This is a genomic window from Pseudonocardia sp. DSM 110487, from assembly GCF_019468565.1.
Classification (GTDB): Bacteria; Actinomycetota; Actinomycetes; order Mycobacteriales; family Pseudonocardiaceae; genus Pseudonocardia.
Window position 1 is genome coordinate 4,177,629 of sequence record NZ_CP080521.1, and the last position, 22,967, is coordinate 4,200,595.

General features: G+C 70.9%; 24 protein-coding genes. 12 read left to right on the forward strand and 12 right to left on the reverse strand.

Features of this window, described 5'->3' with window-relative positions; all coding sequences use genetic code 11:
• The first annotated feature begins 5 nt into the window (after positions 1-5).
• Entirely contained in the window at positions 6-923 is a 918-nt protein-coding gene (locus K1T35_RS19365; RefSeq protein ID WP_255622275.1) for a LysR family transcriptional regulator, read from the forward strand.
• 6 nt (positions 924-929) lie between these two features.
• Here the strand turns inward: K1T35_RS19365 and K1T35_RS19370 are convergent, their stop codons facing one another.
• Positions 930-1,508 carry a DUF4232 domain-containing protein gene (locus K1T35_RS19370; protein ID WP_220261523.1) on the reverse strand — a complete coding sequence of 193 codons (579 nt, stop codon included), beginning with the start codon at positions 1,506-1,508 and terminating at the stop codon, positions 930-932.
• A gap of 104 nt (positions 1,509-1,612) precedes the next feature.
• The gene (locus K1T35_RS19375) at positions 1,613-2,386 is read right to left on the reverse strand and encodes a methyltransferase domain-containing protein (RefSeq protein ID WP_220261524.1); all 774 of its coding nucleotides are present in this window, start codon (positions 2,384-2,386) and stop codon (positions 1,613-1,615) included.
• A gap of 54 nt (positions 2,387-2,440) precedes the next feature.
• Here K1T35_RS19375 and K1T35_RS19380 point away from each other — a divergent pair, with 54 nt between their 5' ends.
• The 3 genes from K1T35_RS19380 to K1T35_RS19390 all read left to right on the forward strand — a co-directional run bounded on the left by K1T35_RS19380 (position 2,441) and on the right by K1T35_RS19390 (position 4,839).
• Positions 2,441-2,956, forward strand: a complete 516-nt coding sequence (locus K1T35_RS19380) for a helix-turn-helix domain-containing protein (protein WP_220261525.1) — start codon at positions 2,441-2,443, stop codon at positions 2,954-2,956.
• Between the two features lie 277 nt (positions 2,957-3,233).
• Positions 3,234-4,217 carry a TerC family protein gene (locus tag K1T35_RS19385; RefSeq protein ID WP_220261526.1) on the forward strand — a complete coding sequence of 328 codons (984 nt, stop codon included), beginning with the start codon at positions 3,234-3,236 and terminating at the stop codon, positions 4,215-4,217.
• Positions 4,218-4,245: 28 nt separating this feature from the next.
• Positions 4,246-4,839 carry a dienelactone hydrolase family protein gene (locus K1T35_RS19390; protein WP_220261527.1) on the forward strand — a complete coding sequence of 198 codons (594 nt, stop codon included), beginning with the start codon at positions 4,246-4,248 and terminating at the stop codon, positions 4,837-4,839.
• Positions 4,840-4,872: 33 nt separating this feature from the next.
• On the opposite strand, the gene K1T35_RS19395 is transcribed toward K1T35_RS19390, so the two are convergent.
• Together K1T35_RS19395 and K1T35_RS19400 are read right to left on the reverse strand one after the other, a co-directional pair.
• On the reverse strand, positions 4,873-5,283 hold the full coding sequence (locus tag K1T35_RS19395; RefSeq protein WP_220261528.1) for a DUF4870 domain-containing protein: 411 nt from the start codon (positions 5,281-5,283) through the stop codon (positions 4,873-4,875).
• Between the two features lie 201 nt (positions 5,284-5,484).
• Complete coding sequence (locus K1T35_RS19400) at positions 5,485-6,051, reverse strand: YceI family protein (protein ID WP_220261529.1); 567 nt, start codon at positions 6,049-6,051, stop codon at positions 5,485-5,487.
• A 145-nt stretch (positions 6,052-6,196) separates the two neighbouring features.
• Here K1T35_RS19400 and sigJ point away from each other — a divergent pair, with 145 nt between their 5' ends.
• Entirely contained in the window at positions 6,197-7,084 is an 888-nt protein-coding gene (gene sigJ, locus K1T35_RS19405) for an RNA polymerase sigma factor SigJ (protein WP_220261530.1), read from the forward strand.
• Here the strand turns inward: sigJ and K1T35_RS19410 are convergent.
• The 4 genes from K1T35_RS19410 to K1T35_RS19425 all read right to left on the reverse strand — a co-directional run bounded on the left by K1T35_RS19410 (position 7,079) and on the right by K1T35_RS19425 (position 10,553).
• Positions 7,079-7,690 carry a gamma carbonic anhydrase family protein gene (locus K1T35_RS19410; protein ID WP_220261531.1) on the reverse strand — a complete coding sequence of 204 codons (612 nt, stop codon included), beginning with the start codon at positions 7,688-7,690 and terminating at the stop codon, positions 7,079-7,081. The two genes, sigJ and K1T35_RS19410, sit on opposite strands and share 6 nt — an antisense overlap.
• 68 nt (positions 7,691-7,758) lie before the next feature.
• Positions 7,759-8,136 carry a DUF6319 family protein gene (locus tag K1T35_RS19415; RefSeq protein ID WP_220261532.1) on the reverse strand — a complete coding sequence of 126 codons (378 nt, stop codon included), beginning with the start codon at positions 8,134-8,136 and terminating at the stop codon, positions 7,759-7,761.
• A 63-nt stretch (positions 8,137-8,199) separates the two neighbouring features.
• Complete coding sequence (locus K1T35_RS19420) at positions 8,200-9,861, reverse strand: amidohydrolase (protein ID WP_220261533.1); 1,662 nt, start codon at positions 9,859-9,861, stop codon at positions 8,200-8,202.
• A gap of 110 nt (positions 9,862-9,971) precedes the next feature.
• Positions 9,972-10,553 (reverse strand): TetR/AcrR family transcriptional regulator, encoded by a 582-nt coding sequence (locus K1T35_RS19425; RefSeq protein WP_220261534.1) that lies wholly within the window; start codon positions 10,551-10,553, stop codon positions 9,972-9,974.
• Positions 10,554-10,717: 164 nt separating this feature from the next.
• Between K1T35_RS19425 and K1T35_RS19430 the strand changes: the two genes are divergently transcribed.
• The 6 genes from K1T35_RS19430 (at position 10,718) to K1T35_RS19455 (ending at position 17,069) form a co-directional block, all read left to right on the forward strand.
• The gene (locus tag K1T35_RS19430; RefSeq protein WP_220261535.1) at positions 10,718-11,980 is read left to right on the forward strand and encodes an NAD(P)/FAD-dependent oxidoreductase; all 1,263 of its coding nucleotides are present in this window, start codon (positions 10,718-10,720) and stop codon (positions 11,978-11,980) included.
• A gap of 15 nt (positions 11,981-11,995) precedes the next feature.
• Positions 11,996-12,304: a hypothetical protein gene (locus tag K1T35_RS19435; protein ID WP_220261536.1), complete on the forward strand. Its 309-nt coding sequence runs from the start codon at positions 11,996-11,998 to the stop codon at positions 12,302-12,304.
• Positions 12,301-13,689: an APC family permease gene (locus K1T35_RS19440; protein WP_220261537.1), complete on the forward strand. Its 1,389-nt coding sequence runs from the start codon at positions 12,301-12,303 to the stop codon at positions 13,687-13,689. The genes K1T35_RS19435 and K1T35_RS19440 overlap by 4 nt, the downstream gene beginning before the upstream one ends.
• 77 nt (positions 13,690-13,766) lie before the next feature.
• Positions 13,767-14,693: a helix-turn-helix domain-containing protein gene (locus K1T35_RS19445; RefSeq protein ID WP_220261538.1), complete on the forward strand. Its 927-nt coding sequence runs from the start codon at positions 13,767-13,769 to the stop codon at positions 14,691-14,693.
• A gap of 103 nt (positions 14,694-14,796) precedes the next feature.
• On the forward strand, positions 14,797-16,239 hold the full coding sequence (locus K1T35_RS19450; protein WP_220262710.1) for an aldehyde dehydrogenase: 1,443 nt from the start codon (positions 14,797-14,799) through the stop codon (positions 16,237-16,239).
• A 44-nt stretch (positions 16,240-16,283) separates the two neighbouring features.
• Entirely contained in the window at positions 16,284-17,069 is a 786-nt protein-coding gene (locus K1T35_RS19455; RefSeq protein ID WP_220261539.1) for an IclR family transcriptional regulator, read from the forward strand.
• A 454-nt stretch (positions 17,070-17,523) separates the two neighbouring features.
• Here the strand turns inward: K1T35_RS19455 and K1T35_RS19460 are convergent, their stop codons facing one another.
• Positions 17,524-17,943, reverse strand: coding sequence for an Imm7 family immunity protein (locus K1T35_RS19460; protein ID WP_220261540.1), 420 nt, complete (start codon positions 17,941-17,943; stop codon positions 17,524-17,526).
• A 462-nt stretch (positions 17,944-18,405) separates the two neighbouring features.
• Between K1T35_RS19460 and K1T35_RS19465 the strand changes: the two genes are divergently transcribed.
• Positions 18,406-18,747 (forward strand): hypothetical protein, encoded by a 342-nt coding sequence (locus K1T35_RS19465; RefSeq protein WP_220261541.1) that lies wholly within the window; start codon positions 18,406-18,408, stop codon positions 18,745-18,747.
• A 461-nt stretch (positions 18,748-19,208) separates the two neighbouring features.
• Here the strand turns inward: K1T35_RS19465 and K1T35_RS19470 are convergent, their stop codons facing one another.
• The 3 genes from K1T35_RS19470 to K1T35_RS19480 are packed head-to-tail and all read right to left on the reverse strand — an operon-like array spanning position 19,209 to position 22,806.
• Positions 19,209-20,138 carry a hydroxymethylglutaryl-CoA lyase gene (locus K1T35_RS19470; RefSeq protein ID WP_220261542.1) on the reverse strand — a complete coding sequence of 310 codons (930 nt, stop codon included), beginning with the start codon at positions 20,136-20,138 and terminating at the stop codon, positions 19,209-19,211.
• Complete coding sequence (locus tag K1T35_RS19475; RefSeq protein WP_220261543.1) at positions 20,135-21,355, reverse strand: CaiB/BaiF CoA-transferase family protein; 1,221 nt, start codon at positions 21,353-21,355, stop codon at positions 20,135-20,137. The genes K1T35_RS19470 and K1T35_RS19475 overlap by 4 nt, the downstream gene beginning before the upstream one ends.
• Before the next feature lie 26 nt (positions 21,356-21,381).
• Positions 21,382-22,806 carry a GntP family permease gene (locus K1T35_RS19480; RefSeq protein WP_220261544.1) on the reverse strand — a complete coding sequence of 475 codons (1,425 nt, stop codon included), beginning with the start codon at positions 22,804-22,806 and terminating at the stop codon, positions 21,382-21,384.
• Between the last annotated feature and the right edge of the window lie 161 nt (positions 22,807-22,967).

Here is a 22,967-nt window from a genome sequence, read left to right on the forward strand (position 1 = left end):
CACGGTTGGGGTTCACGGTGGAACGGCGCGACCTCGAGATCTTCCTGACGCTGGCCGAGGAGCTGCACTTCGGGCGGACCGCCGAGCGGCTGCACGTCTCCACCGCCCGCGTCAGCCAGACGATCAGGAAGCTGGAGCGCCGGATCGGCGCTGCACTGTTCGAGCGGACCAGCAGGCGGGTGGCCCTCACGCCCATCGGAGGCCGCCTGGAGTCGGATCTGCGGCCCGCCCACCAACAGATCCTGGAGGGCATCGACCGGGCGATCGCCGCCGGGCGCGGCATCGACGGCGAGCTGCGCGTCGGCTTCATCGGCACCGCCGTCGGCCAGTTCCTGCACCGGGTGGCGACCACGTTCCACGACCTGCACGCCGCCTGCCACGTCCAGGTCATGGAAGCGCGCTACAACGACTTCCTCGACCTGCTCCGCGCCGACGAGGCCGACCTCGTTCTCGTTCCGGTCAGGGTCGCCGAACCCGACATGGCCGTGAGCCCGGTCCTGTTCGACGAGCCCACGATGCTCGCCGTCTCGTCCCGCCATCCCTTCGCCCGGCGCGAGTCGGTCTCGATGGAGGACCTGGCCCGCGACAAGGTCCTGCGGCCCCGTTCGTTCCCCGACTACATGGAGGAGAGCCTGGTGCCCCGCCGCACCCCGGGCGGCAGGCCGATCGAACGAGGCCAGGAGTTCAGCACGATCCAGGAGATGCTGTCCCTCGTCGGCGCGGGGCAGGGGATGTTCCCGGTGCCCGCGCACGCCGCCCGGTTCGATGCCAGACCCGACATCGTCTACGTCCCGATCCGCGACGGCCTGCGCAGGGAGCGCCGGTTCGTCTGGCGGACCACGGCGGAGAACCACCGGATCCGGGCCTTCACCCGCGTCGCACGGGATGTGGTCGCACGGGACCCGAATCCGCTCGAGGGGTGATGCGGATCAGCCCTCGGCGCCGGGGCCGACCGGCCCGATGTAGGTGCCCGGGTGGGTCGCGCCGTCCTGGCGCAGCACCGCCCCGCCCGGCCAGTCGAGCCGGGCCGAACGGGTCTCGTTCGGCGGCGTCACGAGCATCGCGGTGGGGGTCCAGCCCGGTCCGTCCTGCGGCGGCAGCCACGTGATCGTGGTGTGGGCGGCGCGCCCGGGCGCGAGCGTGAACGACTGCGGGGTCGCGGACGTGCGGGGCAGCGAGTACGTGCGCCCCATCGGGTCGTCCGGGCCTTCGAGGTCGACGCCGCCGAAACCGTCCATCACGCAGTCGGAGGTGGAGGTGTTCGTCCACACGACCGTCGTGTGGCGCTGACCGGCCTCGCCGGTGGTACGGCCCAGCGAGGCCGTCAGCTGGTCGAGCGTGCAGCGCCCGGCCCGCGCCGGCGGCGTCGTCGTCGCGGGCTCGCCGGGCGTCGCCGTCGCGGCGGGCGGATCCGCCTGCGGCGCGGGGGTGACCGTCGTCTGGCACCCCGCGATCGCGGCAGCGGCGGCGAGGGCGAGGACCGCAGGCGAGAGTCGGTTGGTGGGCATGGGCACAGGCTCCGGACCGCTGGTCCGGCTCGCAAACCCCCGACCTCGCGACGGTGAAGGACCACCCGAACGAGATCGTCGGCCGGACGGCTCCCGCTGTCCGGCTATTCCGGCTTGCGGGCCGCCCCGAGATACGTGACGAGCGGCGCGTGGCCGGGGTCGAGCACGAACTCGACGGCCGTGGGGATGTCCTCGTCACACAGGCGCCCGCTCTTGCGGGCGAGCACGGCCCGCACCAGGGCTGCGACGCTGCGTGGGCGGAATCCGCACACGTCCTCGCTGATCAGGCCCGCGGTGGCCAGAGCGGTCGCGATCTCGGCCGGCGGGCGCAACCGCTCGGCCCGATACCGGTGCGGCGGCATGATCCGCGTGACCGGGATGGCCTGGAATGCACCGAGGTAGATCAGCCGCGAGACCGGCGTGCGCGCGACCGTGTCGTAGACGAGCACGCCACCGGGCCGCAACACCCGTGCGGCATGGGCGACCACGCCGTCGAGGGCGGAGGTGATCTCCAACGTATCCGCGCAGTAGGCCACGTCGAACGCGGCGTCCGGGAGGAACCCGAGGTCCTCCGCGGCGGCCGTCCGGTAGCTCGCCGACGACCCCGGGTCCGCCCGGCGGGCCAGCTCCGTGGCGGCGGGGGAGGGGTCGAGCGCCGTGACCGTCATGCCGAGACCGGCGAGCCCACGGGCGAGGTCGCCGCGGCCGCTGCCGACCACGACCGCCGTGGCGCCTTCGGGGGCGAGACCGGTCCTGGCCAGCGTGCGCCGGACGTACTGCAGCCGGACCTCCTGGAACGCCACCGCCCGGATGTGCCGGCCGTCGACGGCGTCGGGTGAGTCGAGCTCGATACGTGCTGCCCCCGGATTCGTCCCCACGGGACCGACCCTAGCGGGGCCGGGTTCCCTGAGGGAACTGACTAGCGTGTCCCCATGACCAGGACCTCGCTCGCAGGTGTCGCGTGCTCCATCGCCCGGGCGGCCGACCTCGTCGCCGACGCGTGGACCGCGTTGATCATGCGGGACGTGCTGCTGGGAGTGACCCGCTTCGACGACATCGCCGAGGACCTCGGCATCTCCCGCAAGGTGCTCGCGGCCCGGCTCGCCCGACTGGTGGCCGAGGGGGTGCTCACCCGCGAGCGCTACCAGGACCGGCCGCCGCGCGAGCACTACCGCGCCACCGAGAAGGGTGCGCACCTCTACCCCGTGCTGCTCGCCCTCATGGACTGGGGCGACCGGTGGTACGGCGCCGAGGCAGGGCCGCCCGTGCGGCTGCGCCATCACCCCTGCGGCCACGACACGGCGCCGGTGATGATGTGCGCGCACTGTCGCGAGCCGCTCACCGTGGCCGACACCGAGGCGCTTCCCGGGCCGGGGGGCCGGGTCGGGCCGGGGACGCGGGTGCTGGCGCCGCGGCTCATGACCAACCAAGAAAATCGGACAAAATAAGTAAACGGGACAGATTGACCTCCTGGGTCATTCGGCGCAGGTGTTGTGGGTCACCCGGAATGGCAATTCGCATGATCTCCGGGCAGGCTGAAGGGGCACCGCAGGGGAGTATCCCAGCAACGGTGGCGCCGTCAGCACGGAGAAGGGCCCGCGGCCCAGGATCGCCAATCACGCGGGTCCCGAACCCGGTGTCATCGATTCGTAGTTCCCCCACAGGGACGCGAAGGGGAGAGACCTCGGGGCGGCTGGCCGCTGCCCGAGACTCTGGAGGCTCCCCTTGAACGTGCCCATCTGGCTGTGGTTCGCCACCATCGGTGGCCTGGCCGCCATCATCCTCGCCGACCTGTTCCTGGTCGATCACAAGCCCCACGAGGTGACGATCAAGGAAGCCACCCGCTGGGTGCTCTTCTACATCGGGCTCGCCGTGCTGTTCGGCCTGGGTATCTGGTACTTCGCCGGTGGTACCTACGCCGGGGAGTTCTTCGCCGGCTACATCACCGAGTACTCGCTCTCGGTCGACAACCTCTTCGTCTTCGTGATCATCATGTCGGCGTTCGCGGTACCGGCCATCCACCAACACCGCGTCCTGCTGGTCGGCATCGTGATCGCACTGGTGATGCGCGGCCTGTTCATCGCCGTCGGCGCCGCCGCGATCAACGCCCTGAGCTGGGTGTTCTACCTGTTCGCCGCATTCCTGATCTACACGGCGGTGAACATGGTCCGCCAGGGCATCGGCGGCGACGAGGACGAGTGGAAGGAGCCGAGGGTCCTCGGCCTGGTCCGGCGAGTGCTCCCCGTCACGGAGAACTACCACGGCTCGAAGACCACGATCCGCGTCAACGGCAAGCGCTGGGCCACCCCGATGCTCATCGTGATGCTCGCGATCGGGCTCACCGACCTGCTGTTCGCGCTCGACTCCATCCCGGCGATCTTCGGCCTGACCCAGGAGGCGTTCCTGGTCTTCAGTGCGAACGCGTTCGCCCTGATGGGTCTGCGCCAGCTCTACTTCCTGCTCGGCGGCCTGCTCAACAGGCTGATCTACCTGCCCTACGGGCTCGCCGTGATCCTGAGCTTCATCGGCGTGAAGCTCGTGCTGCACGCCCTGCACGAGAACGAGCTGCCGTTCCTCAACGGCGGTGAGCCGATCCCCGTGCCGGAGATCGGCATCGGGCTGTCGCTCTCCGTGATCGTCGGCGTGCTCGCGATCACCACGATCGCCAGCCTCGTCGCGGTGAAGCGCAACCCGGCCCTGGCCGAGTGACCCCGAACTGATCGCTACCCTCCGCCGCATGGCCGAGGTCCTGTTCTTCCACCACGTTCAAGGCCTGACGCCCGGTGTGGTCGCGTTCGCCGACCGGCTGCGTGCCGCCGGGCACGTGGTCCACACCCCCGACCTGTACGGGGGCCGGGTCTTCCCGACGATCGCGGAGGGCCAGGCGTTCAACGAGGCCGCGGACGCCCCAGGCCTCGCGGCCCTGGCGGCCTCCGCGGCCTCCGACCTCCCGGCCGAGCTGGTCTACGCCGGCATCTCCGCCGGCGTCGTGCACGCACAACGGCTTGCACAGACACGCCCCGGAGCGGCGGGGGCGGTCCTCATCGAGTCCTGTCTGCCCGTCAGTGGCGAGTGGGCGATCGGTCCGTGGCCGAACGGCGTCCCGGTCCAGATCCACGGCATGGCCGACGACGAGATCTTCGCGGGTGAGGGTGACGTCGAGGCCGCCCGCGAGCTGGTGACCACCGTCGGACCGACCGCGGAGCTGTTCCTGTACCCGGGGGACAGGCACCTGTTCGAGGACAGCTCGCTGGCCTCGTACGACCCCGCCGCCACTGAGCTGCTGACCGCGCGGATCGTGGATTTCCTCGGCCGGCTCCCGAACGCCTGACGGCACCCGGCGGAGGACCGCGACGACCCGGGCTCAGGACAGGACGCGGATCTGGAAGGGGTAGTCGTAGGACCGGTCGTCGGCCGCGCGGACGGCTCCCTTGATGTGGCACCACGCCGACACCAGGAACAGCACGATGAACAGCGGGATCCCGATGACCGCGCCGACGACCGTGAAGATCAGCACCCAGCTGAGCAGGTAGAGCAACCAGAAACTCAGGTTGAAGTTGAACGCCCCCGCCGCTGCTCGGCGGGCGAACGGGTCGTTCTTCTGCACGAGCCACACGATCAGCGGTCCGAGGAGGCTGAGCGAGCCGGCGCTGAGCAGCGCCGCGATTGGCGCCGACAGGTGGGCGAGGATGGCCCCGACGCGGCTGCTCCCCGATGGCCTTCCGACCGGGGTGGTGTCGGGATCGTGTTGGTAGGGCTCATACGGCGACGACATCGGGTTCTCTCCTCCGCCGGTGGTCTCGTCCGCTCAACGACCGGACCGGCCGGGTGGTGCCCGGCCCGGAGCGTTCGACCCGGACATCCCCGGATGCTGGTCGGCACGCTACTCCGGGCGGCCCGATCGGGACCCGGGCAAAACTCGAGGAGGTTCACCGCACGCCCTGACCGGATGTCAGCAAAGCCACCTTGCTGACGCTCAGCGGTCGCCCCGCTGGCGGACGATGGCGATGTCGAGCTCCAGCGTCACCTTCTCGCTGATCAGGACGCCGCCGCTCTCGAGCGCTGCGTTCCAGCTGACGCCCCAGTCCTTGCGGTTGATCGTCGTCCTGCCCTCGAAGCCGACCCGGAAGTTGCCCCACGGGTCGGTCTCGGCGCCGGTCAGTTCGAAGTCCACGGTGACCGGCCTGGTCACACCACGGATCGTCAGGTCACCGGTGACCGCGAACGTGGTGTCGCCGACGCGCTCCACGTCGCTCGAGGTGAAGGTGATGGTCGGGTGGTTCGCGACGTCGAGGAACTCGCTGCCGCGCAGGTGCTCGTCGCGCGTGGCGTTGTGCGACTGGATGCTCGTGGTGCGGATCGTGACCTGGGCGCTGGAGCTCGACGGATCGTCGCCGTCGAGGTGTACGCCGCCCTCGAACTCGTCGAACTGTCCCCGCACTTTGGTGATCATCGCGTGGCGCGCGACGAACCCGATCTGCGTGTGGGCGGTGTCGATGACGTAGTCGCCGGTCAGTGCGCCGATCGTGGTCGCGGTCGTCATGCTCGGTGGCTCCTGGGGGAGAGGGGACCATGTCTCAACGGTCCGACGACACAGCGACGGCGAGTGTGAGGTGGCGACCTCACGAATCGGAGCGCTGTCTCGTCGAACAGGTGAGAGCAGATGTGACCGAGGAGCCGTCGACACGATGACCGATCCGGACCTGAGCGCGATCATGAGCGAGCGGCGGCAGCTGATCAACCTCGCCTACCGGCTGCTCGGCTCACTGGCCGACGCCGAGGACGTCGTGCAGGAGACCTACGCGCGCTGGTACGCCATGTCGCCCGATCAGCAGGACGCCATCGCATCCCCTGGCGCCTGGCTGATGAAGGTCGCCAGCCGCATCTGCCTCGACCAGCTCGGCTCGGCGCGGGCCCGGCGCGAGCGCTACGTGGGCGAGTGGATCCCGGAGCCGGTGCCGGAGCCGACGGAGTGGCGGACCGGCGACCCGGCCGACCGGATCACCCTCGACGAGTCGGTCACCATGGCGTTCCTCGTCGTGCTCGAATCGATGACCCCGGCCGAACGCGTCGCGTTCGTCCTCCACGACGTCTTCGGCTATCCCTTCCCCGAGGTGGCCGAGATCGTCGGCCGCACGGCTGCTGCGTGCCGCCAGCTGGCCTCGTCGGCCCGCCGTCGCATCCGCTCGACGCAGGCTGCCGCACCTCCGGCCGCCGAACGCTCCGGCATCGTCCGCGACTTCAAGCAGGCGTGGGAGGCCAAGGACATCCACGCCCTCATGGGTCTGCTCGATCCCGACGCCACCGTGATCGGCGACGGCGGCGGCCTCGTCAGCGCCGAGCTCCGTCCGGTCGAGGGCAGCGAGCGGATCGCACGCACGCTGGTCGACATCGCAGGCCTCGCCCCCGGCATGACGATCCTGGAGCGCACGGTCAACGGTCAGCCCGGGCTGGTCGTCCAGCACGACGGCAGCACCGTGACGGTGATGGCGATCGACGTCGCGGGCGGTCGGATCAGGAACATCTGGGCGGTCCGCAATCCCGAGAAGCTCCGCCCGTGGACGGGGGAGTCATGAATTCGGGACGTCACCGTCCACGACGCGGTCCGCCCGGTGCGCCCCGTAGAACTCCACCTGTCGCGCCATGATCGTGCGCATCGGGGTGTCCCGCGAGACGCCGTAGACCGTGCCCGGGAAGTCGAGGTCCCGCTGGACCTCCCACAGCGCGTCGTGCCGATCGGGCGAGAACAGCTCGGCCGGGTCGCCTGCCGCGATCCAGCCGATCGGGACCACGGTCCCCGGCCGAAGCCGTGAGCCGACGTGGAGCACGCTGTTGATCCGCAGCTCCGACCCGGCGCCTGCCACCGCGCCGGGGAAGAGGGAGGCGCCGGTGGCCACGAACACCTCGTCCTCGATGGTCGCGCCGTTGACGTGGGCGTGCGGTCCGATCAGGACGGCGTCGCCGAGGATCGCCGGATGCGTGCCGCGCCCTCGGACCAGCGCGTTCTCCATGACCACGACGTCGTCCCCGACGCGGACCTCGCCGTCCTCCGCGGTGAGCACCGCACCGTGCAGGATGCGGGCGCGCTCGCCGAGCACGACCGCACCGCACACCACCGCGGAGGGCGCCACGTAGGCGGAGGCCTGTATGGCGGGTCGGACGCCACGGTGCTCGACGATCATCACGCGAGCCTAGTGACTCGAGGGACGACGAGACGCTCGATCGCCGGACTGCGTCGTCGGACCGCGGGCTACTCCTCGAGCTCTGCCAGCGCCTTGCGCGCGTTCTCCAGCTCGGCCTCCAGCGCCGCGACCCGGGCGGCGCGCTGTTCGCGGGCGGCGTCGATGACCGCGTGGATGGGTTCGGCGAGCTCGGCGTGCAGCTCCTGCACCGCCTTCGACACGGCCGTTGCGGTGACGGGGAGGCCCCGGCTGAGCCACGTGCTGCCCTGCTTGAGCTCGGCCTGCCAGTCGCCGTCGGCCGTGCCCGTGACGGTGAGGGTGAGCTCGATCGTGCGGGTGGTGCGGGCGGTGGAACCCTTCGGTCGGCCACGGCGCGGCTTGGCGGGCTCGTCGGCGGCCGGAGCATCCGCGGTTGTGACGGCGGTTGCTTCCTCGGGGTTGGTCATCGCTGTGTGCTCCCTCGTGCCGGCGCGATAGAACGGGAGCTGATCGTAGAACGCGTGTTCGACTCAGCTCTCGGCGGGGCGTTCGTGGACCTTGCGTCCCGCGAACCAGGTCTGCTCGACGGTGGTCGCGGCGAGCTCGTCGGTGGGGACGGCGAGGGGATCGCGGTCGAGGACGACGAAGTCGGCGGACTTGCCGCGTTCGAGTGAGCCGGTGACGTCGTCGGTGCCCATCGCAATGGCGGCGCCGAGGGTGTAGGCGTGCAGGGCCTCGGCGACCGTGATGCCCTGCTCGGGCCACAGGCGGCCGGGGAGGGTGCCGGTCGGGTCGGAGCGGTTCACCAGGCCCTGGATGCCGTACCAGGGGTTGGGGGAGGGCATGACCGGCCAGTCGGAGCCGCCGGCGACGAGCACGCCGGCGTCGAGGAGGCTGCGGTTGGGGTGCAGCCGCTCCGCGCGGCCTCGGGGGACGCAGGCGCAGATGGCCTCGAAGATGACGGTGGGGAACCACAGGGCGGGGGAGATGTCGGCGACGACGCCGAGTTCGGCGAGGCGGGGCAGGTCCTCGTCGGCGATGTACTGGCCGTGCGCGATGTGGAAGCGGGGGCCGGTGTGCCCGGCGGCGCGGACGGCCGCGATCGCGTCGAGGGTCATGCGCACCGACCCGTCGCCGGTGCAGTGGACCTTCGCGGAGAGGCCCTGCCCGGCGACGCGCAGCAGCCAGCCGGTCAGCTCGTCCTGGGTCATCGTGGTCTCGCCGCGCCACTCGGCGCCGTGCTCGTCGTCGGGCAGGTAGGGGTCGAGGAACGCCGCCGTCCTCGACGTGGGCACGCCGTCCAGGAAGATCTTGACGAAGTCCGGCCGATGGTGGGTGCTGCGGTAGGCCTCGCGCCGGTCGATCAGGTCCTGCCCGAGCGGGTGCGTGCCGAAGATCTTGTCGTTGACCTGCAGCGAGGTCACGACCCACGCGTCGAGGCGCCCGGTGTCGTCGAGGTGCTTCAGCGCCTGGAGCATCTGGAGCGAGGCCGCGGCGTCCTGGAAGGTCGTGATGCCGAAGGAGTGCAGGATGTCGATGCCCCGCTTGCTGGCCTCGGCGTTCTGCTCGACGCTCGTGGGCGCCGACTGGGCGTAGGCCCGCTCGACCGGGATGACGCCAGCCTCGATGAGCAGGCCGACGGGCGCGCGGGTGGCGGGGTCGCGCACGACCGCGCCGTCGGCCGGGTCGGCGGATCCGGCGTCGATGCCGGCGATGGCGAGCGCCGCGGAGCTGACCCAGCGGTTGTGGCAGCTGTCGTCGCGCAGCAGGACGGGTCGGCCGCCCGCGGCGTCGTCGAGCGCGGCGAGCGCCTTCAGGTCGGACAGCGCGGGGATGAGCGTGCTCCCCCAGCCGCCGCCGACCACCCAGGCGTCCGGGGCCAGCGTCGCCGACCAGGCGCGGATCGCGTCGAGCAGCCCGTGCAGGTCCGCGGCTGCGTCGAGTTGGAGCTCGAACAGATCGGCCCTGCCGGCCGTCATGTGGTGGTTGTGGACGTCACCGAGGCCGGGCATGAGGAACGCGCCACCGTGGTCGACGATCTCCGGCTCGCCGGCGACCTCACCGAGCAGGCCCTCGTCGCCGACGGCGACGATGACCCCTTCGGCGACGACCAGGACCGAGGCCGCCGGCCGGGCCGGGTCGAGGGTGTGGATGCGGGCGTTGCGGTGGACCTGATCAGCGGTGATCGACATGGGTTCCCCTCGCGCGTCCGGCCGCACCAACGTAGGCGGGAAGCCCGGCCGGTCGAGCGGAAGCCGCGCTCCGGGACAACCGGCGTGCGCGGACGGACAAGGCCCGGTCCTCAGGACGCGCGGTTCTCCGTGAGGAGCGTGATGATCCCGCGCAGGCGGGCAAGTGCCTCGTCGGTGGGGGTGTTGTTGACCCCGCAGACCTGCTGGAAGACGAGCCCGTCGAGGGCGGCGAAGACGAGCTGGACGAGGGGGTCGTCGGTCCCGACGCCGATGTGGGTGAACTCCTCCCGCAGGGCCTCGCGGTAGCCGTCGTAGAGCGCCGTCAGCGCGGGCCGCAGTTCAGGGCGGCGCCGCGATTCGAGGGCGAGCTCGTACTGGAACGCCTGCGTGTCCGGGTCGTCCGCGACGAGCTGGGCCAGGCCTTCGAAGAGCGCATCGATCCGGCCGCTGCCCGGGGCGGTCGTCATCCCGGCGACGCTGTTGTCGAGCGAGTACTGCAGGGCGCTCTCGATCAGCGCGTCGCGAGAGCCGAAGTGGTGCGTCACGAGGCCGTGCGTCACCCCCGCCTCCTGAGCGACGGCGCGGTAGGTCAGGTGACGCAGGCCCTTCGTGGCCACGACGCGCACCGCCGCGGCGAGCAACGCCGCCCGGCCCTCGCCGTAAGCCCGGCTTCCCCGCTCGGCCGCAGTCACCTGCACAACGCTAGCCGCGCCCGACGCGGCACGTTGGGCCGGCCGGGTGAAGAACTAGCCATCTGGATAGAAGTTCGGAACTTGCCACTTGACTAGGTTCGGACGAGGCCACCACTCTGCCGTCACCGTTCGGCCCCTTCCCCCAGAAGCCATGAGGTCCGTGCATGAACGACACCGATGTCGTGGTCGTCGGAGCCGGCTTCGCCGGTCTGACCGTCGCAAGGGAGCTGCGTCGGCGCGGCGTGTCCGTGCTGGTCCTCGAGGCGCGGGACCGGATCGGTGGCCGCACCTGGACCGACAACCGGCTAGGACGCCCGCTCGAGATGGGCGGGACCTGGGTGCACTGGACCCAGCCGCACATCTGGTCGGAGATCACCAGGTACGACCTCGAGATCACCCGGAGCCCGGTGCCGCAGCGTGCCTTCTGGCACGCGGGTGGGCGAGTGCACGAGGGTTCGCCCGACGAGCTGTTCGGGCTCCTCGACCCGGGCATGACCGCGATGCTGGCCGACACCCGGGAGTGGTTCGACCGGCCCTACGAGCCGTTCCTGCGCGCCGACTGCCACGCGCTCGACGGCCGGACGGTGCTCGACCGGATCGGCGCGCTCGACCTGCCCGCCGACGAGCGGGAGCTGCTCGAGGGCATGTGGGCTCTGAACTTCAACGCGCCGCCGGAGGTGGCGGGCCTGACGCAGGCGCTGCGCTGGTGCTCGGCGGCGTCGGGCAGCTGGCAGCTGCTGTTCGAGTCCTGCGCGACCTACAAGCTGAAGGACGGCACCACGGCCCTCGCCTCGGCGATCGCCGCCGACGCCGGTGCGGACATCCGCTTCGGCACCGTGGTCGCCGCCGTGGACCAGGACGCCGACGGCGCGACCGTCACCGCGGAGTCGGGCGAGACGTTCCGCGCCTCGCAGGTCGTCGTCACGCTCCCGCTCAGCGTCCTCGGCGCGATCCGCTTCGAACCCGGGCTACCCGCGCATGCCAGACAGGCGTCGCAGGGGCTGAAGACGTGGATCGCGGTGCGGGGCGAGGTCGAGCCCTTCGTGGTCATGGGCGGCAAAGACCTCCCGCTGACCTTCGCCCAGACCGAGTACACCGGCGACGGCAACACGATCCTCGTCGGCTTCGGGCCCGAGGCCGCGCGGCTGCGCCCGGACGACGTCGACGCCGTGGCCAAGGCCTTCGCGCTGTGGCGGCCGGACCTCGAGGTCCTCGAGGTGGCGGGCCACGACTGGGTCGCCGACCGGTTCTCCGGGGAGACCTGGCCGATGCTGCGCCCCGGCCAGCTGCGTCGGCTGCAGGCGCTGCAGCAACCCCACGGCCGGGTGCACCTCGCCGGTTCCGACTACGCCACCGGCTGGGCCGGGTTCATCGACGGCGCCGTCGAGAGCGGCCTGCGCACCGCCCGCCGCTTGCTCGACCACTGATCGAAGGAGAACGTCATGACCCACTTCGTCGAGTTCGTGAACTACCGCGTCGAGGAGGCCTCCGAGGAGAAGTTCCTCGCGCTCCGTTCCGCGGCGATCCTGGCTGTCAAGGCCGCCCACCCCGCGCTCGTGTCCGTGCCGGTGCTGGCCCAGCGGCCCGATGGCTCGTGGACCGACGTGTGGATCTACGAGACGCAGGCGGCGGCCGACGCGGCCAACGCCGGCGCGGGCGACATCCCCGAGTTCGTCGCCTTCTCCGTCGTCGTCGATGGCGTCGAGATCGAGACCGGACGCATGCCGGACGCTGCGGTGAGCCCGCTGTGACCGAGACACACCCGCCCAAGAACCTGCGCTGGCACCACGGCTTCATGCTCGCCCTGCCGGTCGCGAACGGGCTGTTCATCTCGCTCGGCTACACGATCGGCGCCATCGGTGCATGGCCCGCGATCGCCATCGGGCTCTGCCTCGCCGTGGTCGCGCTGCTGCAGAACCATCTGTTCGCCGAGATGGCCGGCATGTTCCCGGACAAGCCGGGCGGCATCCCGCTGTACGCCACCGAGGCCTGGAAGCGCTACTTCGCACCGATCGGCCCGCTTGCCGCCTTCGGCTACTGGTGCGGTTGGGCCCTCGTCCTCGCCCTGGTCGGGCTCACCATCGGAGCGCTGGTGCAGGTGCAGTGGTTCCCGGATGCGACATGGGTGCTGTTCTCCACCGGGCCGGTCGACGTGGGGCTGCCGCACGTGATCGCGGCCGCCACCGTGATCGCCTGCACCCTGCTCAACGTCATGGGCATCGACATCGCGGTGCGGTTCAATCAGGCCATCGGCGCCGTCTTCATCGTCGTGCTCGCCGTCCTCGCGATCGGGCCGTTCCTCGCCGGAGGCTGGGACGTCGGCCGGCTCACGTCCCACCTCGACGGCGGCTGGACCGCAGTGGTCGTCTGGCTCTACGTCACAGCGTGGGCGATCTACGGGACCGAGCTCTGCGCGACGTTCGCCCCTGAATACCGCGACACCGTCCGCGACACCGCCAGGGCGCTCCGGACGATCGCGCTGTTCATGGTCTTCGCCTACGGGCTGGTGCCGCTGGCCACGACCGCGCAGCTGGGCGAGTCCGCGGTCGCGGAGAACCCGATCACCTACGGGGTGGTGAGCGTCCAGCAGATGTTCGGTGGCGCGTCCGGGCTCGTGACCGCCGTGCTGTGCGGCGCGCTGTTCCTCAGCATGATCTCCTCGTCCGCCGACGCGGGCCGCGCGCTCTACGGCATCGCACAGGAGGACATGACCATCACACAGTTCGGCCGCCTCAACCGGCGCGGTATGCCGGCCGTGGCCCTCGTGGTCACGATGCTGGTCAACCTGGTGATCGTGGTCTTCGTCGGCAACCCCGTGGCGATCCTCATCGCCAGCAACATCGGCTACATCCTCGCCGTCACCCTCGCCGTCATCGGGTTCCTGCTGTTGCGCAGGGACCGGCCCACGTGGCCACGTCCGATCAAGCTCGGGCGCGCGTGGATCCCGGTCGCGGTCGTCGTCGCGGTGTTCAACGCCGGGATCCTCGTCATCGGCGCGACCAACCCCGCCCTCAGCTACGCAGGCGGCGTCAAGGAGGTGCTGATCGGGCTCGCGCTGCTGCTCTCCGGCGTCGTGCTGTACGCCTACCGCAGGCTGGTCCAGGATCGCGGCCGGCTGACGCTGCGCGAGGGCTGACACCGGGCTCCGTGGTGCTGGCGCGGCACGACAGCGGCTGGAATCGTCTGCGGAACCGCGAGGATCGGAGGAGATCGGTGCCGACACAGCACGCCGAATCGTCCATCGTCGACTTCGCATCGTGGGGAAAGGCGATCACCTCGACATTCCCGCCGCTGGAGTTGGCGGTCCACGGAGGCCGGGCCGCGTTCCGCGGCCGGGTGCGCGTGCAGCACACACCGGAGGTCGTGCTCGGTGACGTGTCCGCCGGCACCGCGCACACCGTCACCCGGACCGCGGCGGACATCGGCCGCGAACGCACCCGGCTGTGCAAGGTCTCCTACCAGCTGGCGGGGAGTTCGGTGCTCGTCCAGCACGGGCGGCGACGCGTCCTCACGCCCGGCGACATGGCGGTTTACGACGTGGACACGCCGTACGCGATCGAGAACGACGCCGGGTTCCGCACCCTGGTCGTCATGGCGCCGACGCGGCTGCTGGACCTGGACGACCGCGGGCTCGCCACGGCCGTCGGGTTGCGGCTCTCCGAGCGCGACGGGCTCGGGCGGCTGGCCGGGCCGTTCCTGCGTGAGCTCGCCGAGCGCCCCGACCACCTGGCCGGGCCGTGCGGGGGACGGACTGCGCGGACGCTGACGGACCTGGTGGCGGCGGCGGTGGTGGAGAAGTACCGGGAGGCGGGCCCGGACACGCCGCTGCAGCGGGTGGTCGGGTGGCTGGAGGCGCACCTGCAGGACCCCGATCTGTCGCCGGGCACGATCGCCGCCGCGAACTTCGTCTCGACCCGGCGCCTGCACGAGCTGTTCCACGACGAGGGGACGTCGGTGTCGGCGTGGGTGCGCAGGCGCAGGCTCGAGGGCAGCCGCAGGGACCTGGAGAACCCGCGGCTGGCCAGGGAGACGATCGCGGCGGTGGCGCGGCGCTGGGGCTTCGTCGGCCCCGCGCACTTCTCCCGCTGCTTCCGGGCGGAGTTCGGAGTCTCGCCCCGTGAGCTCCGCTCGGCCGGCTAGAACCGCGCTCGCGAGCTACTGGCGCGCACGCACGGACAACGGCTGACGGCCGCCCGTCGAGCAGGATCGCGGAAGCGCAGCTCCTCGAGACGGGATCGGCATGATCACGAACAAGCTCCACATCGACGGCCAGTGGGTCGGCGGTTCCGGCGGCGCCGAGGACCCGACCTTCGATCCGGCGACCGAGGCCGTGATCACCACCGTGGCCCGAGCCGAGGTGGCGGACGTCAGCGCGGCGGTGGCGGCGGCTCGGCGCGCCTTCGTCGACCCGGCCTGGCGCGACCTGTCCCCGCGCGACCGGGCCGCGCTGCTGTTCCGGCTGGCCGATCTCATCGACGCCCACGCCGACGAGCTCGCCCGCCTGGAGACCCTCGACCAGGGCCAGCCGCTCGCCGTCTCCCGGCAGGTGTCGGTGCCGATGGCGGCCGATCACTTCCGCTACTACGCGGGCTGGGTGACCAAGATCGAGGGTGCGGTGAACCCGGTGTCGGTCCCAGACACGTTCAACTACACCCGCCGCGAACCGCTCGGGGTGTGCGCCCTGATCACGCCGTGGAACTTCCCGCTGATGATCATGTCGTGGAAGCTCGCTCCCGCGCTCGCCACCGGCAACACCGCGGTGCTCAAGCCCGCCGAGCAGACCCCGCTGACCACGATCCGGCTCGTGGAGCTGGTCGAGCAGGCCGGGTTCCCCCGCGGGGTGGTCAACCTGCTGCTCGGCGACGGCGCGGTGGGTGCGGCGCTGGTGGAGCACCCGGGGGTGGAGAAGGTGTCGTTCACCGGGTCCACCGAGGTGGGCCGGAGCATCGGGCGAGCGGCGGCGGACACGTTCAAGCGGGTCACGCTGGAGCTGGGAGGGAAGGCGCCGTCGATCATCACGGCCGGCGCCGACATCGACGCCGCGGTGGCCGGGAACCTGGGTGGGGCGCTGCTGAACTCCGGTCAGGTGTGCGCGGCCTACACCCGCTTCTACGTCGATGCCCGCCGGGAGGACGAGTTCGTGTCCAAGCTCGCCGCCGGTGCCGAGTCCGTGCGCGTCGGGCCAGGCATGGAGGAGGGCACGGTGATGGGCCCGCTGGTCTCGGCCCGGCACCTCGCGCACGTCGAGAACCTGGTCGAGGTGGCCCGCAAGGAGGACGCCGAGATCGTCACCGGCGGCGCGCGTGCTCGCGACACCGGCTGGTTCTACGCGCCCACCGTGGTCACCGGCGTGACCGACGAGATGCGGATCGCCCGCGAGGAGGTGTTCGGGCCGGTCCTGTCGGTGCTGACCTACTCCGACGAGGACGAGCTCGCCTCGCTGGTCGCGCGCGCCAACGACACCGACTACGGGCTCGCGGCCGCGGTGTGGACGCAGGACCTCCGCACCGCCCACCGCCTGGCCGCCGGCATCCGGGCCGGCTCGGTGTTCGTCAACGGCCTGCCCGTGCCGGACCCGGCCGCCCCGTGGGGCGGGTTCAAGGCCTCCGGGCTGGGCCGCGAGATGAGCCACCACGCCGTCGACGCGTACACCGAGATCAAGAGCGTCTTCGTGAACCTCGCCTGAGCGCGTCCGCTCGGCCCCGCCGCCGCTGCCAGTAGATTCGACGCATGTCGGCGGACGACGCCCCCACCTCGGCGAGCCAGAAGCCCCTGCTCGTGCTCGGCAAGATCACCGAGATCCTCGACGCGTTCTCGCTCGCCCGCCCGTCGCTCACGCTGGGGGAGATCCAGCAGGCCACCGGCATGCCGACCTCCACGGTGCAGCGGCTGGTGACGAACATGGTGACGCAGGGGCTGCTCGACCGGACCGGCGACCAGATCCGCATCGGCGTGCGCATGGCGTACTGGGCGGCCCCGGCCGTCAAGGGCGTCGACGTGCTCACGATCGTCAGCCCGGTGCTGCGCGAGCTCCGCGACGCCACGGGGGAGACGGCCTGCTTCTTCCGGGAGGAGCAGGGCTTCCGCGTGTGCGTCGCTATGGCGGAGACGCGCCACGCCCTGCGCCGCGACATGTACGTGGGCAAGCTCCTCCCGCTGCACGCCGGATCGGCCGGTCGCGTCCTGCTGGCCTGGGACGACGAGCTCGCCGAGCGCATCCTCTCCCGGCCGCTCGAGTCGATCACCGACACGACCGTCACCGACCCGGAGGTGCTCAGGGAGCTGGTCGCGCAGACGCGCAAGGACGGCTACGCGATCACCACCGCCGAGCGCGAGGACGGCTCATCCGGCCTCGCCGCCCCGGTCTTCGACGCCTCCACCGAGCTCGTCGGTGCGCTCGCGCTCAGCGGCCCGACCATCCGGATGCCGCGATCCCGCTGCGAGGAGTGGGTCGACCTGCTCGTCGGGGCCGCGGAGAAGCTCACGCGCACGCTGGGCGGCCGTCCCCCCGGCTAGTGCTTCCAACCTCCGGTGGGAGTACCAGTGCTCCAGCTGGACTTGGCGATCATTCCTCTGATCGCGTACAGCTCGCGCGATGAGGTGTTAAGCGGGCGTCGCCGTGGCTGCGGGACAGCCGGTGCCTGGCCATGTGGGCGGGTCGCCGACAGTCGGCCCGGCAGGCCGCGAACCGTAGTTGGCGCAAGTGGGTGGGGCTCTCCGGCCAGCGCGGCGGCGACTTCTTCGAGGTCGGCGCCGAGGTAGGCGGCGGTGACTACGGCGCCGGCCAGGCCGCCTTCGTGTCCGCCGTAGCCGCGGGCGGCGATCGGGCGGCCGTTGCCGGACTCGTTACGTACGTGATCGGAGCGAAGAACTCCGGTGAGCGACCACGGCCAGACATCAACCCGCCAGCTCAACCCGGCATCGGGGAGGAATTCAGGCATTCGAATATCTACATTGCGCCGGTAACTCGTCAAAGATCAGGGCTAGCGCCACCTACAGGTGCCCAAGCGTCTTCCAGCGACGGGATCACAGGCGACAACAACGTGTCTGCATGTTCGGTGACCACTCCTCGGGCAAGTCGGAAGACGCGGAACGAGTTGCCGTGCCGAGGATCTTCGTCGTCGTACACGTGGAGCAGCCCATAGGATCCCGGAGCCACTTGCCCGACCTTCCTCAGTAGGTCGATGACAACCGAACCGTGACTCCCGCGACGATTTGGGCTCCCGCCCATATGAATGTAGTACTCGCCGTTCATCGGTCGCAGGTCGATCAGCGCGTAGCTCGCGAGCTCATCCACCAGCGCCTGGATCTCCGCTAGCCGCAAAGGTGGCTCGTCATCCACGGCCTCAGGAGTCGATCTCAGCGCTATCCATCCGTGGTACTGGAACACGGCGTAAGCCTACGGGCGGACGGCTGGCGTCGAACAGACGACCGGCATGGGCCACCGGCGCCTCGAATTGACGACTCGCGCCGACGGCACCACGTCCCTTGTGTTCACCCCCGCAACTTCCGATGGATCGCCGGCCGGCGACATCCTGCGCCGGCAGACCTCTGCGCATGATCACGTCCACGGCTATGTCCACGCTCACCGTCGATCAGTGCATGGCCTCACCAATCACCGTCGACGAGGTGGTGCAAGTAACACGTGGCAACCAGCAGCGATCTTGTCGGGGTGAGAATCCCTGGCGCGATCGGCTTCCTGCTCCTTGTGCTCGCCGTCGCGGGTTGCGGAGGTGGAACGGCTGGCACCCCGGCCACCGGTGCTGGCGTATCAGCCGAGCCCCCAGCAGCTGAAGTCGAGTCCTTCTCGGTTGATGCCGCTGCTGCAGTCGGCGAGCTTGTGGCTGCTGGCGTGGCCGTGGACCCGCACTCGTCGACCGCGGAGTCGGACCCCAACCGGCTGCTCGGCCGCCCGAACGGATACACGTCCCGCACCACGTTCACGATCCCGGGAGTCGAGGCGTCCGACATTGGTGGCGACGTCGAGGGCTGCGAGCGCGGTGGCTGCGCCGAGCAGTGGCCCGACGAGGAGGCCGGGCAGGCGCGGGTCGACTACATCAACGAGATCGGGAAGCGGCTGCCGGCGGCCGTGGAGTACAGCTACGTTCGTGAGGATGGGCTGGTGCTGCGGATCGCCAAGGCTGCGACGCCGACGCAGGCTGAACGGGTGTCTGCGGTGTTCCTCGGCGAGTAACTCTTCGTCGCGAAGGAAAGTGCAGGAGTTTGCGAGCGAAGATCGCCCGTGGTGCGGTTCGTGGTGCGAAACGTGGGCCATCGAAGCGAGCAGGGTGGCGTGGTGGACCCGACTTGCTGCCGTAGATGCTGGTAGAGGGCGATGTCGACGGCGACCAACTCCCTTTAGTCCGCGGGTTCAGAGTTCGATCCCCGGGGCCCACCGGTACGACCAGCAGAAACGCGCGCCCGCAGCACCCCCTCGGCGCTGGGACAGCAGTTCACCACGTGGAGCCTGACCAGGCTGGCGGACTACCTGGGCGAGCACTGCCGCCTGCCGACAGCACCGAAACACCCATGATCATCAGGCTGTAGGACTTCACCGAGCTTGACCTTCACCCGGACCGACCGCGCGCTGCTCGACCGCCTGGGCCCTGCAGAGCTGGGCATCACGCACCCGACCGCCGCATGACCCCCGACGAACTAAGGGATCCGACCACTAGCGATCGTCCACGGGAACGCCGTGGCCCGGGACCGGGCGCCCTGCGCCGCCTTCGAGCGGTTCGGTTCCCCGAGCTCGGCGAGAAGGCCTTCCCCCAGCGCGACGAGCCGGGCCATGCGGTCGGGCGTGAGCCAGTCGGGTCGCATGCCGAACACGAGGTCCTCCGTGGCGGTGTTGCCGCTCGCCCCGGGCGCGAACGGGCAGCCGCCCAGCCCGCCGAGGCAGCCGTCGACGACCTGCGCCCCCGCGGCCACGGCGGCGAGGCTGTTGGCCACGCCCTGACCCCAGGTGTCGTGTCCGTGGAACACGATCCGGCGCGGCGGGGTATCGCGGCGCACGCGCCCGACGAGGTTCGCCACCTCGGCCGGTGTCGCCTGGCCGAGCGTGTCGCAGACGACGACGTCCGCTGCGCCCTCGGCCCGCGGGTCGTTCGCGATCGCGAGCACGCGCTCCGGTGCGACCGGCCCCTCGAACGGGCAGGTGAACGAGGTCGCGATGCACAGCTGGACGCGCCCGCCCGCGGCGCGGACCAGCTCGACGGCGGCCGGCATCGCATCGAGGCTCGCTTCGGTGGAGCGGCCGATGTTGGCGCGGTTGTGCGCGTCGGACGCGGAGAAGCAGTACTGGACGTTGACCGCGCCCGCCGCGATCGCCCGTTCCACGTGCCGCGAGGTGGCCACCCAGATCCAGCAGCGGGCGAGCTCATCCGGGGTGAGTGCCTCGACCACATCGAGAGTGCCGCTCATCGGCGGCACCAGGTCGGGCCGGGCCATCGAGCCGATCTCCAGGCTCGGCACGCCGAGGCGCAGCAACTCCCGCGCGATCTCCACCTTGCGATGGGTCGGCAGCACCTTGCCGGTGAGCTGCAGCCCGTCGCGCAGGGTCACGTCGCGGAGCTCGACGGTCGTCACGACCCGGTCACCGCCATGATCTCCTCCTCGTTCATCCCGAGCAGCCCCGAGAGGACCTCCGCGGTGTGCTCGCCGAGATCGGGGCCGAGGCTGCGCACCGGCAGCGACACGTTGCCGATCACCGGGACGACCCCGGGGAATCCGATCTCGCGCGCTCGCCCCTCCCCGGTGTCGACCGGCAGGTACTGGATCATGTTGCGCGCCCGGTACTGCTCGTCCTCGACGATGTCGGCGGCCGTGTAGACAGGGCCTGCCGGCACCCCGGCGGCGTCGAGCGCGGCGAGCACCGCAGGGCGCGGCAGGCCGGCCGTCCAGGAGCCGATCGCGTCGTCGAGCAGGTCGCGCTGCGCCCAGCGCCCGCTGTTGGAGGCGAGCGCGGGGTCCGCGCCGAGGTCGGCCCGGCCGATCACGGTCATCAGGCGCCGGAAGATCCCGTCCCCGTTGCCGGCGATGATCACGCTCGTGCCGTCGGCGCAGGGGTAGGAGTTCGACGGGGCGATGCCCTCCATCCGGCCACCGGTCCGGGTGCGGTGCACGCCGTAGGCGAGGTGGTCGGGCACGAGCGACTCCATCATGGACAGGACGGCCTCGCTGAGCGCGACGTCGACGATCCGTTCGGTGAGCGGAGGTGCGCCGGCCCCCGCGCCGCGCCGGAACAGGCCCATCACGGCACCGAACGCGGCGTAGAGGCCCGCGATCGAGTCGCCGATCGAGACACCGACCCGCGACGGTGGGCGGTCGGGCTCACCGACGAGCTCGCGCATCCCGCCGACCGCTTCGGCGACCGCCGCGAACCCGGGCCGCTGCGCCAGCGGGCCGGTCTGCCCGAAGGCGGAGATCCGCACGATCACTAGGTCGTGGTTGACCGCGTCCAGCTCGTCGGGGCCGAGCCCCCACTTCTCGAGCGTGCCGGGACGGAAGTTCTCCAGCAGGACGTCGCACCGGCGTACGAGATCGAGCACGACGTCGCGCCCCTCGGGCGTCCGCAGGTCCAGCGTGACCGACTTCTTGCCCCGGTTGATCGTGCGGTAGAGCAGCGAGGTCTCTCCCTGGTAGAGCCGCCAGTTGCGCAGCTCGTCCCCGGTGCCCGGACGCTCGATCTTGATCACCTCGGCGCCGAAGTCGGCGAGCAGCCGCCCGGCCGTCGGCGCGGCGATGTAGTTGCCGAGCTCGAGCACCCGGACTCCGCGCAGGGGTTGGATCGGGGCGTCGTCCATTGCGTCCTCTCGAGATACGACTTCGGTCAGACGACCAGGCTCAGCGGCAGGATGAGCAGGATCGCCACGATCGAGGCGACCGAGACCCCCACCGAGCAGGTCTTGAGCGTGCCGCGGGTCGTCTGGCCCATGAGCGATTGGAGCAGCCAGAACGTGTTGCTCGTGACGTGCACCGCGAACAGCGAGCCTGCGCCCGCTGCGAGCGCGATGAGCACCGGGTCGAGCCCGATGACGGGCGCCACCGGGGCGAGGATGCCGGCGGCGGTGATCGCCGAGATCGTCACCGAGCCGACGGCCACGTGCAGCACGGCGGCGATCACCCACACCATCAGCAGCGGCGCCGCGGTCTGCGCCGTGAAGTACTGGCCGAGGATGTCGCCCAGCCCGGCCTCCTTGATCGTGGCGGCGAGCGAGCCGCCGACCGCGGTGAGGATGAGGATCTGCCCGCTCTCGCGGAAGCCGGTGGCGATGGCCCGCTCGATCCGCTTGCGACCGGCCGCGTACCGCCCCACGAGGCTCGTGCCGACCATGGCCGCGAGCAGCGCGATCACCGGCTGCGACACGAAGTCGACGACCGGGTTCTGCAGACCGGCGATCTCGGTGACGGCACCGGCGGCGATGAGCACCAGCGCGCCCAGCAGCGGGCCGAGGAGCACGATCAGCCGGACGTGGCGGCGCTCCTGCACAGCCGGATCGGCGACCGCCACGGCGGCGGCTGTCGCGTCCGACGAGTTCGTGGCGACGGTCGGCGATCCGGCGGCGCCGGCAGGCTCGGCACCCTCCTCGGAAGGCGCCGGGCGGTCGATCCGGCCCTCGTCCTTCGCCGGGTCCCACCACCCCTTCCGGAACAGGAAGGACATGATCGCCACCGCGATGATCACGGTGGGCACCACGAGGATCAGACCGAAGATCAGCATCCTGCCCAGCGGCACGCCGAGCAGTCCGGCCAGTGCGAGGGTGCCGACGCCCGGGATCATCAGCACGATGCCGCACTCCAGGCCGATCGCGAGTGCGGTGGCCATCCGCGCCGTGCCGAGCCTGCCGATCCGGGGGGCGAGGCTGCGGGCGAGCGGGGCGGAGATCACGAGCAGCACGTCGAGGAAGATCGACTGGAGGGCTGTGGCGATCGTGACGGACAGGGCGTAGGGCATCCGCTTCGGCCCGAAGACGCGTAGCAGCATCGCGACGAGCCGTTCGATGGCGCCGATCTCGTGCAGGATCGCGCCGGTCAGGACACCGAAGGCGATCAACAGCCCGACGTCGGCCATGATCTCGCCGAATCCGCCGGTGATCGCCTTGACGGTGCCGTCGACGCCCAGCCCCGTACTGAGCCCCAGGTAGGCCGACCCGAGCACGAGCGCGACCACGGGGTTGAGCTTGAAACGGACGATCAGCAGGACCACCGCGAGCACGGCAACCCCGGTGTTGATCAAGACAACGGTGTCGGACAACGGCTGTTCTCCCCTGTGTGCGCTCGGCGTCGAGCGGAGCGAGGTGTCGACGTCAGGCGGATGCCACCCGACCAGGCCGCTCACAATATGAGCACACATCCACGATGTGGGCAAGCCGTAGCCATCGGGCGGCGGCTACCCTGACCGCGAGCACGCGGGTG

Bases quoted from the DNA above. Each gene is read 5' to 3' on its own strand.
- K1T35_RS19370 (WP_220261523.1), bottom strand. From the start codon at position 1,508: ATGCCCACCAACCGACTCTCGCCTGCGGTCCTCGCCCTCGCCGCCGCT.
- sigJ (WP_220261530.1), top strand. From the start codon at position 6,197: ATGACCGATCCGGACCTGAGCGCGATCATGAGCGAGCGGCGGCAGCTG.
- K1T35_RS19415 (WP_220261532.1), bottom strand. From the start codon at position 8,136: ATGACCAACCCCGAGGAAGCAACCGCCGTCACAACCGCGGATGCTCCG.
- K1T35_RS19380 (WP_220261525.1), top strand. From the start codon at position 2,441: ATGACCAGGACCTCGCTCGCAGGTGTCGCGTGCTCCATCGCCCGGGCG.
- K1T35_RS19455 (WP_220261539.1), top strand. From the start codon at position 16,284: ATGTCGGCGGACGACGCCCCCACCTCGGCGAGCCAGAAGCCCCTGCTC.
- K1T35_RS19390 (WP_220261527.1), top strand. From the start codon at position 4,246: ATGGCCGAGGTCCTGTTCTTCCACCACGTTCAAGGCCTGACGCCCGGT.
- K1T35_RS19395 (WP_220261528.1), bottom strand. From the start codon at position 5,283: ATGTCGTCGCCGTATGAGCCCTACCAACACGATCCCGACACCACCCCG.
- K1T35_RS19420 (WP_220261533.1), bottom strand. From the start codon at position 9,861: ATGTCGATCACCGCTGATCAGGTCCACCGCAACGCCCGCATCCACACC.
- K1T35_RS19430 (WP_220261535.1), top strand. From the start codon at position 10,718: ATGAACGACACCGATGTCGTGGTCGTCGGAGCCGGCTTCGCCGGTCTG.
- K1T35_RS19400 (WP_220261529.1), bottom strand. From the start codon at position 6,051: ATGACGACCGCGACCACGATCGGCGCACTGACCGGCGACTACGTCATC.
- K1T35_RS19410 (WP_220261531.1), bottom strand. From the start codon at position 7,690: ATGATCGTCGAGCACCGTGGCGTCCGACCCGCCATACAGGCCTCCGCC.
- K1T35_RS19475 (WP_220261543.1), bottom strand. From the start codon at position 21,355: ATGGACGACGCCCCGATCCAACCCCTGCGCGGAGTCCGGGTGCTCGAG.
- K1T35_RS19435 (WP_220261536.1), top strand. From the start codon at position 11,996: ATGACCCACTTCGTCGAGTTCGTGAACTACCGCGTCGAGGAGGCCTCC.